This is a genomic window from Bradyrhizobium sp., from assembly GCF_052389815.1.
In the GTDB taxonomy this organism is placed as follows: Bacteria; Pseudomonadota; Alphaproteobacteria; order Rhizobiales; family Xanthobacteraceae; genus Bradyrhizobium.
This window is the reverse complement of record NZ_JBQTHN010000147.1, coordinates 1-7,983: the sequence shown is the minus strand read 5'-3', so window position 1 is coordinate 7,983 and position 7,983 is coordinate 1. Positions and strand designations below refer to the sequence as shown.

Genomic DNA, 7,983 nt, shown 5'->3' with positions numbered 1-7,983 from the left:
GGTTTGGGTCCGGCACGAATCTGGCGCCCCCGCGCGCCGCGCCATCCGACTCAGGAAATCGGAATTACCGGGCTTTTGACGCGCCATCACGGCCGGATCACAACGCCGCGAGCGGGCTCTGCGCCGGACATCCCGTTCGAACCGCCGGCGCGAAGGCCGACACCAACGGGCACGACGACAGCAATCGTCAACATCGAGCGCGGGCCATCCCGGCTCCGTCGACAATACGGAGGATACTATGTCTCGTACATGTAAGCTTTCCGCAGCGGCGCTGATCGTGCTCGCCGCGGCGACTGCAGCGACGACCAGTGCCAACGCCTTCCAGGCGCGCCACGTTCGCTGCGACCCGGCCACCCCGTGGTATTGCGCCAACGTCCTGCAGCCCGAGGTGGTCCCGCAGAAATATTTGACGACGATCCCCGCGCGCAACAAGGACTACACCGATCCGCGCGACAACCCGGCCCTGATGGACGCCGGTGGCGGCGGCGGTGGCGGTGGCGGTGGTGGCGGCGGTGGTGGCGGCGGTCGCTAATTGCTTTCCAGGATTCAGCGCGCCGTCGGTGCAAGCCGGCGGCGCTCTGCTTTTCATATCCAGTACGTCGATGCGCTCGACAGCAAGAAGACCGGATCGAGCGGCGTCGAAACGATGTTCTGTGAAATGAGCACGCTTGGCCGTGGTGTGACGCCAGACACCGCTGACGCCCCAGTTTGATCCAGCAAAAGACATCAGGGATTTCGACTGAACCGTCCGCGCGCAGATCGGCACCAAGGGGCACGACGACAGCAATCGTCAACATCCAGCGCGGGCCATTCCGGCTCCGCCGACAACACGGAGGATACCATGTCTCGTACATGTAAGCTTTCCGCAGCGGCGCTGATCGTGCTCGCCGCGGCGACTGCGGCAACGAGTGCCAGCGCTTTCCAGGCGCGCCAGGTTCGTTGCGACCCGGTCAACCCCTGGTATTGCGGGAACGTCATACTACCCGAGGTGGTCCAGCAGCCGAAATACAAGACGATCACCGCGCGCTCCAAGGACTACACCGATCCGCGCGACAACCCGGCCCTGCATGACGCCGGTGGTGGTGGCGGCGGTGGCGGTGGTGGCGGCGGTCGCTAATTGCTTCCCAAAGTGTGGCGCCGTCGGTGCAAGCCGGCGGCGCTCTGCCTTTTCACGGCTCGATCGAGCGTCGATTCGCCTGAGGGGAAACGCGGACCGGGCGCGGTATCGACCACGATGTCAGAGGCCGGCCGATTTTCGGGTTCCATGACGCCCGCAGAAAGCTAAGCGCCTGATCCGTCCCTCGGGAGGGCTTGGTTGCCTATCCCTGGGAGGCCGTATATGAGTGCCCCCGGTGGGGCCACGTGGCGGAGTGGTTACGCAGCGGTCTGCAAAACCGTTTACACCAGTTCAATTCTGGTCGTGGCCTCCATTCATATAATCAAGCACTTGGCCTGAGTATATCGGAAGCCGCGGCAGCTTTCTCAGCAGGAGGCGTACCAGCCCTCGGGAAACGGGATCAGCGGCCAGCCCTTGTGGTCATTGTCATTGGCGGCACGCAGCAGCGGCGCGCGAAGCGGCTTTGATTCGGCCACGAATTCCTCCCCAAGATCAGGCACGATCGCCGTCTGCACGGCGTCCAGCAACAGATCGAACTCAACTTCACTCATCGCGCTCTCCCGCTCTTCGAGCGCGGAAGATCGCAAAACGGCTTTGTTTGCGGATTGAACGGATCGCTCGAATTTTAGCGATCTGCCCCCGGCGGCAAGGCTTGGTTACTAATGAGTTTCTCCCCTCGCGGTTCCTAACCTGCCGGCCGGGAGAGCCAATGTGAGAAAAATCACAGTTGGCGAAATTAATTTCCGATATCGCCCTTGATTAGCAAGGGCGCCGTGCCGGCACCAGCCTGATCGGGAGATCGCCATGAAGCCGAGGCCGTTGCGATTTGGAGCCTTCACCAGCCGCGCCGGCAAGAGCTGCACGCTCGGCCTGTTCCTGTCGCTGTTCGCCGGCGGCGCGGCGGTTGCGCAGTACCAGGGCACGCCCGACCAGCGCCGCGCCTGCACCCCGGACGTCTATCGGCTCTGTGCCGGCGAAATCCCCAACGTGCGCGCCATCACCGCCTGCCTGCGCCGCAACAAGGCGAGCCTGAGCGACGCCTGCCGGGCCGCATTCGATCAGGCCGCGCAATAGGGCATCGCCTGGCTCCCGACGCGATCTGGCGCGTCACGGGCGCGGGGTAGCGCCGAGGGGCCGAAGTTTTTGCGGGAGGCGCTTCGGCGGCATTGCAGACCCGAGAAATCCTTTGCCGGGCAGGGGGTTTCCCGGTCTTCCGCATTCGGTCACAGCCGGCCAATTGGTCCTTTGCAACGGCAAGAGCCTTTGTTATACGCAGGCCCGCTCGCGAACGTCCGTTTCGCCTGTTCCCGGATAGCTCAGCGGTAGAGCATTCGACTGTTAATCGAATGGTCGCTGGTTCGAATCCAGCTCCGGGAGCCAACATTACCAGTCATCTTTGCAGGATTCGATGCAGCGGGAATCGGCCGAGCCCCGTGTTGCGTTTTCAGCCCTCTTGCTCCAAAAGGGCACGGGTTTCCGCTTCGATTTCGGGGGTCGCCAAATGTCCGGTTTTTCGACCGCGCGCCAGAAAATGGTCGATGGCCAGGTGCGCACCAGCGACGTCACCGACAGCCGGATCCTCGATGCCATGCTGGGCACTCCGCGGGAGGCCTTTGTGCCCGCAGCCCAGCAGCCGCTCGCCTATCTCGACCTCGATCTGGAGGTCGGCGGCGCCGCCGCCGCCAAGCGCTACCTGCTCAAGTCGGCGTTGACGGCGAAACTTCTGCAGGCGGCCGAACTCAAGAGCAGCGACAATGTGCTCGTCGTCGGCGCGGCTTCGGGCTACGTGGCGGCGATCGCCGCAAAAATCGCCGCCAGGGTGACGGCCACCGAAAGCGATTCGGCGCTGGCTTCGCAGGCGGCGAAAACGCTTGCCGGGCTCGGGCTTGCCAACATTACCGTCCGTAACGCCGCCAGCGCCGATGGCGAGCCGGATTCTGCGCCCTATGACGTCATTGTCCTCAATGGGGCCACCGAAATTCCACCGGAGCGGCTGTTCGGCCAGCTTGCGGAAGGCGGTCGCCTGGTGGGCGTGTTCGCGACGGTCAAGCCGTCGCGGGCGATGGTCGTGACGCATGCGCATGGCGATCTCGGGCATCGTACATTGTTCGACGCGTCAGCCCCCCTGCTGCCTGGCCTGGAACGCCGCGCCGAATTCGTTTTCTAGGCGTTTTTCCGCCCTGCCGGCTGCGATTTCCGCCCTCAGCGGCTGCTAAATCCCGTTCCAAATCATAAGTGTGGCCGGATTGCCCCACTGCGGAGAGTTTCGGCTTCACCGGCCTGTCTGGGTGTTTCGTCGTGACCAGCGGCGGAATAAGGTGAGCCGGGACTCACCTGTAAGGGTGGCGCCGGCTCATGCGTTGGGCGGGCGGAAGATGATTGGATATTTGGGGATGCGAGGGACGAAGGTCTTCGCCGGAGCCGCGGCTTCGGTCCTTCTGATAGCTTTGCTGGGGCCGATGCCCGCGCTGGCCGACACGATCGAGGCTGCGCTGGTGCGCGCCTATCAGACCAATCCGCAACTCAACGCGCAGCGCGCGCAGGTTCGCGTCACCGACGAGAACGTACCGCAGGCGCTTTCCGGCTACCGCCCCAGGGTCTCGGTCACGGCGAGCGCGGGCGTTCAGTACACGGACGTGGTGACCACGGCGGGCGGCGACGCCGACAGGCTTGTGCGCGGCCACGTCGCCGGCACCAACGCGCCGCGCAGCGCCGGCCTGACCATCTCGCAAACGCTGTTCAACGGCCAGCAGACGGCCAACCGGACGCGCGCGGCCGAAAGCCAGGTATCCGCGGCGCGCGAAGCGTTGCGCGTGCTCGAGCAGACCGTTCTGCTGCAGGCTGCCACCATCTACATGGATTACTTGCGCGACTCCGCCAACGTCGAAGTTCAGCGCAGCAACGTGCGCGTGCTGGAACAGACGCTGAAGCAGACAAAGGACCGCTTCAATGTCGGCGAGGTCACCCGCACCGACGTCGCGCAGTCCGAGGCGCAGCTCGCCGCCGGCAAGACGCAGCTGCTGACCGCCGAATCCACTCTGACCACCACGCGCGCCAACTTCCGCCGCATCATCGGCAGCGAGCCGGTCGCGCTGGCGCCAGGCTCGCCGGTCGACCGCTTCCTGCCGCCCGCGCTGCCGGCCGCAGTCGAACTGGCGCTGATCGAGAATCCGAACGTCACGTCGGCCATGTTCGGCATCGATGTCAGCTATCTCCAGGTCAAGGTCGCCGAGGGCGCGCTGTTCCCGACCGTGACGCTACAGGCCTCTGCGACCCAGAACTACGAGCAAACGCTAACCATCCAGCGCTCGTTCACGGGTGCGGCGGTCGCGCAGGTGTCGGTGCCGATCTATCAGGGCGGCTCGGAGTATTCGCTGATCCGGCAGTCGAAAGAGACGCTGGCGCAGCAGCGCCTCGTGCTGGAGCAGACCCGCGACCAGGCACGCGCCAACGTCGTGCAGGCCTGGGGCCAGCTCGAGGCCGGCAAGGCACAAGTGCAATCCGCGCAGGCGCAGGTGACCGCGTCCGAGATCGCTCTGAACGGCGTGCGCGAGGAAGCCAAGGCCGGCCAGCGCACGACGCTCGACGTGCTCAACGCGCAGCAGGCGCTGGTCAACGCGCGCGTCGCGCTGATCACCGCGCAGCACGACCGCGTCGTGGCTTCGTATTCGGTGCTCAACGCAGTCGGCCGCCTGTCGCCGATCGTGATGAACCTGAAGACCGAGACCTACGATCCGAGCGTGCACTATCACCAGGTGCGCGACAGCTGGATCGGCGTGCGCACGCCTTCCGGCCAGTAGAGAACGAGCGGCTCCCGTATAGGTCCGGAGCCGCACCTTGCTTGCACAATTGTCGCCATGACGTAGCCTTGTTCGAGGCGGCGAAGCGATTCGCGGCGCACGATTCGTTGCCCGGCCGTCATGATTCGGCGTCATGACGGAACAGGGCTCGAAACGCGCGATCCGCTGCGGCGCGTTTGATCTGGGGACAAGTCCGGGCCGTTCCATGAAATTGCCGGACGGCAATTTTCGGAACCGGCAAATCAGCGGCCGCTTGGTGTAAGATTCGGCGTTGATGATGTGGAGTCGGAGATGACGCAACCTGCGAAGGTCCAAGAGCCCTCGATGGAGGAGATTCTGGCGTCGATCCGTCGCATCATCGCCGATGACGAGGCCAAGCCGGCCGACAAGGCAGCCGCCGCTCCGGCCCCGCCGCCGCCTTCGAAGCCTGCCATGAAGGACATTCCGCCCTCGGCCATACCTGTCGCGCAAGCCGCAGCCGTCAAGGCCGCTGCACCGGCGCCGAAACCTGCGCCGCCCCCGCCGCCGGAACCCGCGGCAAACAACAGCCAGGACGACATCGATGCGATGCTGGCGAGCCTCGACGAGGAGACCTCGGCCGAGGAGGTGAGGCCGCCCCAACCCGACGGCGACGTATTCGAGCTCACCGACGAAATGGCGCTGCCCGATCCGCCGCCGGCTCCCGCGCCCGCCGCGTCCTTCAGCAAGATCGAGCCGCAGGACGATCTGGAATTCACCGAAGCCAGGGCGGCCCCGCGCCTGCCCATGCCCGAGCCGTCGCCGGTCGACGTGCCGATGGCGCCGATGCTGTCGCGCTCGACGGTGAACGCGGTGGAGTCTGCTTTCAATACGTTGGCTCACACCGTGCTCAGCAACAACGCACGGACCCTGGAAGATCTGGTCAAGGAAATGCTGCGCCCGATGCTGAAATCCTGGCTTGACGACAATCTGCCGGGGCTGGTGGAACGCATCGTCAAGGCCGAGATTGAGCGGGTATCCCGCGGCCGCTAGCCCCCCATTTGGGGCCGGTAGCCCCGATTCAGCCATCCGTTCCGGCCTGATCCGGTCATTTCGGCGCCGCAGCGTGTTGACTTGCACGGCCGCGGCGGCTTTTTAGCCCGTCAAACCCCCAAAAGCTTGCACGGTCATGATCGAGAAGAACTACCAGCCAGCCGACATTGAAAACCGCATGGCCCGCATCTGGGAAGACAGCGGCGCGTTCCGGGCGGGCCGACCCGAGCGCAAAGACGCGCAAACCTTCGCCATCGTGATCCCGCCGCCGAACGTGACGGGCTCGCTGCACATGGGTCACGCGCTCAACAACACGCTGCAGGACATTCTCTGTCGCTTCGAGCGCATGCGTGGGCGTGACGTGCTGTGGCAGCCCGGCACCGACCACGCCGGCATCGCCACGCAAATGGTGGTCGAGCGGCAATTGATGGAGCGCCAGGAACCCGGCCGACGCGACATCGGCCGCGCCAAATTCCTCGAGCGCGTCTGGCAGTGGAAGGCCGAGAGCGGCGGCACGATCGTCAACCAGCTCAAGCGCCTCGGCGCTTCCTGCGACTGGTCGCGCGAACGCTTCACGATGGACGAGGGGCTGTCGAAGGCCGTCGTCAAGGTGTTCGTCGAGCTTTACCGGCAGGGGTTGATCTACAAGGACAAGCGGCTGGTCAACTGGGATCCGAAGCTGCTCACCGCGATCTCCGATCTCGAGGTGCAGCAGATCGAGGTCAAGGGCAGCCTGTGGTACCTGCGCTACCCGATCGAGGGCCGCACTTTCGATCCCGCCGATACCGAGTCCTTCATCGTGGTCGCCACCACGCGGCCGGAGACGATGCTGGGCGACACCGGCGTGGCCGTGCACCCCGAAGACGAGCGCTACGCCGATCTGATCGGCAAGCACGTGATCCTGCCGCTGGTCGGCCGCCGGATTCCGATTGTCGCCGACGAGGTTTCCGATCCCGACAAGGGCTCTGGCGCGGTGAAGGTGACGCCGGCGCACGACTTCACCGATTTCGAGATCGGCAACAGGCACGGCCTGCCGCGCATCAATGTGTTCGACAAGGAGGGCAGCCTCTCGCTGGTCGACAACGAGGATTACCTGCGCGGCCTGCCTGAGGGCGCGCTGATGCTCGCCGAAGAGCTGCACAATGTCGATCGCTTCGCCGCGCGCAAGAAGATCGTGGCGCGGTTGGAAGATTTCGGCTTCCTCGAGAAGATTGAGCCGAACACGCATGTGGTGCCGCATGGCGACCGCTCCAACGTCGTCATCGAGCCGTATCTGACCGACCAGTGGTATGTCGACGCGAAGACGCTGGCGCAGCCCGCGATGGCGGCCGTGCGTTCGGGCGAGACGACCTTCGTGCCCAGGAACTGGGAAAAGACCTATTTCGACTGGATGGAGAACATCCAGCCCTGGTGCATTTCGCGCCAGCTCTGGTGGGGCCACCAGATCCCGGCCTGGTACGGGCCCGACGGCAAGGTGTTCGTCGCCGAGACGGAGGAAGAGGCGGTCGGTAACGCGCTTGGCTACTACGTCGAGCAGGAGGTGATCACGCCGGAGCAGGGCGCCGAGCTGGCGCGCGATCCGGCGAAACGCGAGGGCTTCATTACCCGCGACGAGGACGTGCTCGACACCTGGTTCTCCTCCGGCCTGTGGCCGTTCTCGACCCTCGGCTGGCCCGACGAGACGCCGGAACTGCAGCGCTACTACCCCACCAACACGCTGGTGACCGGTTTCGACATCATTTTCTTCTGGGTCGCCCGCATGATGATGCTCGGCCTCCACTTCATGAAGGAGGTGCCGTTCTCGACCGTCTACATCCACGCCCTCGTTCGCGACGAGAAGGGCGCCAAGATGTCGAAGTCGAAGGGCAACGTCATCGATCCCCTGCATCTCGTCGACGAATACGGCGCCGACGCGTTGCGCTTCACGCTGGCCGCGATGGCGGCGCAAGGCCGCGACATCAAGCTTTCGACCCAGCGCGTCGAAGGCTATCGCAATTTCGCGACCAAGCTGTGGAACGCCTGCCGCTTTGCCGAGATGAACGGCTGCGCGCTGCC

At 64.9% G+C, this 7,983-nt stretch carries 8 protein-coding genes and 2 tRNA genes; 9 read left to right on the top strand and 1 reads right to left on the bottom strand.

Translation table 11 applies throughout. The annotated features are described in order from the left end of the window. Positions 1-238 precede the first annotated feature (238 nt). The 3 genes from ACT4OC_RS22715 to ACT4OC_RS22705 all read left to right on the top strand — a co-directional run bounded on the left by ACT4OC_RS22715 (position 239) and on the right by ACT4OC_RS22705 (position 1,430). On the top strand, positions 239-532 hold the full coding sequence (locus tag ACT4OC_RS22715) for a hypothetical protein (RefSeq protein WP_444841277.1): 294 nt from the start codon (positions 239-241) through the stop codon (positions 530-532). A gap of 309 nt (positions 533-841) precedes the next feature. Next, positions 842-1,117 (top strand): hypothetical protein, encoded by a 276-nt coding sequence (locus ACT4OC_RS22710; protein ID WP_444841276.1) that lies wholly within the window; start codon positions 842-844, stop codon positions 1,115-1,117. Positions 1,118-1,356: 239 nt separating this feature from the next. Beyond that, positions 1,357-1,430, top strand: a tRNA-Cys gene (locus ACT4OC_RS22705). A 52-nt stretch (positions 1,431-1,482) separates the two neighbouring features. On the opposite strand, the gene ACT4OC_RS22700 is transcribed toward ACT4OC_RS22705, so the two are convergent. Continuing rightward, a complete protein-coding gene (locus tag ACT4OC_RS22700; RefSeq protein WP_444841275.1) occupies positions 1,483-1,668 on the bottom strand; it encodes a hypothetical protein in 186 nt (61 codons plus the stop codon). Between the two features lie 253 nt (positions 1,669-1,921). On the opposite strand from ACT4OC_RS22700, the gene ACT4OC_RS22695 reads away from it, so the two are divergent. The 6 genes from ACT4OC_RS22695 to ACT4OC_RS22670 form a co-directional block, all read left to right on the top strand. Further along, the gene (locus ACT4OC_RS22695) at positions 1,922-2,191 is read left to right on the top strand and encodes a hypothetical protein (protein WP_444841274.1); all 270 of its coding nucleotides are present in this window, start codon (positions 1,922-1,924) and stop codon (positions 2,189-2,191) included. A gap of 231 nt (positions 2,192-2,422) precedes the next feature. Further along, a tRNA-Asn gene (locus tag ACT4OC_RS22690) sits at positions 2,423-2,497 on the top strand. A 121-nt stretch (positions 2,498-2,618) separates the two neighbouring features. Beyond that, complete coding sequence (locus ACT4OC_RS22685; RefSeq protein ID WP_444841273.1) at positions 2,619-3,284, top strand: protein-L-isoaspartate O-methyltransferase family protein; 666 nt, start codon at positions 2,619-2,621, stop codon at positions 3,282-3,284. 226 nt (positions 3,285-3,510) lie between these two features. Next, entirely contained in the window at positions 3,511-4,917 is a 1,407-nt protein-coding gene (locus ACT4OC_RS22680; protein ID WP_444841272.1) for a TolC family outer membrane protein, read from the top strand. A gap of 291 nt (positions 4,918-5,208) precedes the next feature. Continuing rightward, positions 5,209-5,928: a PopZ family protein gene (locus ACT4OC_RS22675; RefSeq protein ID WP_444841271.1), complete on the top strand. Its 720-nt coding sequence runs from the start codon at positions 5,209-5,211 to the stop codon at positions 5,926-5,928. A gap of 136 nt (positions 5,929-6,064) precedes the next feature. Further along, on the top strand, positions 6,065-7,983 hold a 1,919-nt coding region (locus tag ACT4OC_RS22670; RefSeq protein ID WP_444841270.1), incomplete at its 3' end, for a valine--tRNA ligase.

What these genes read in the sequence shown, in the direction of transcription:
- ACT4OC_RS22710 (WP_444841276.1), top strand. Translation starts at nt 842, where the DNA reads ATGTCTCGTACATGTAAGCTTTCCGCAGCGGCGCTGATCGTGCTCGCC.
- ACT4OC_RS22695 (WP_444841274.1), top strand. Translation starts at nt 1,922, where the DNA reads ATGAAGCCGAGGCCGTTGCGATTTGGAGCCTTCACCAGCCGCGCCGGC.
- ACT4OC_RS22700 (WP_444841275.1), bottom strand. Translation starts at nt 1,668, where the DNA reads ATGAGTGAAGTTGAGTTCGATCTGTTGCTGGACGCCGTGCAGACGGCG.
- ACT4OC_RS22680 (WP_444841272.1), top strand. Translation starts at nt 3,511, where the DNA reads ATGCGAGGGACGAAGGTCTTCGCCGGAGCCGCGGCTTCGGTCCTTCTG.
- ACT4OC_RS22685 (WP_444841273.1), top strand. Translation starts at nt 2,619, where the DNA reads ATGTCCGGTTTTTCGACCGCGCGCCAGAAAATGGTCGATGGCCAGGTG.
- ACT4OC_RS22675 (WP_444841271.1), top strand. Translation starts at nt 5,209, where the DNA reads ATGACGCAACCTGCGAAGGTCCAAGAGCCCTCGATGGAGGAGATTCTG.
- ACT4OC_RS22715 (WP_444841277.1), top strand. Translation starts at nt 239, where the DNA reads ATGTCTCGTACATGTAAGCTTTCCGCAGCGGCGCTGATCGTGCTCGCC.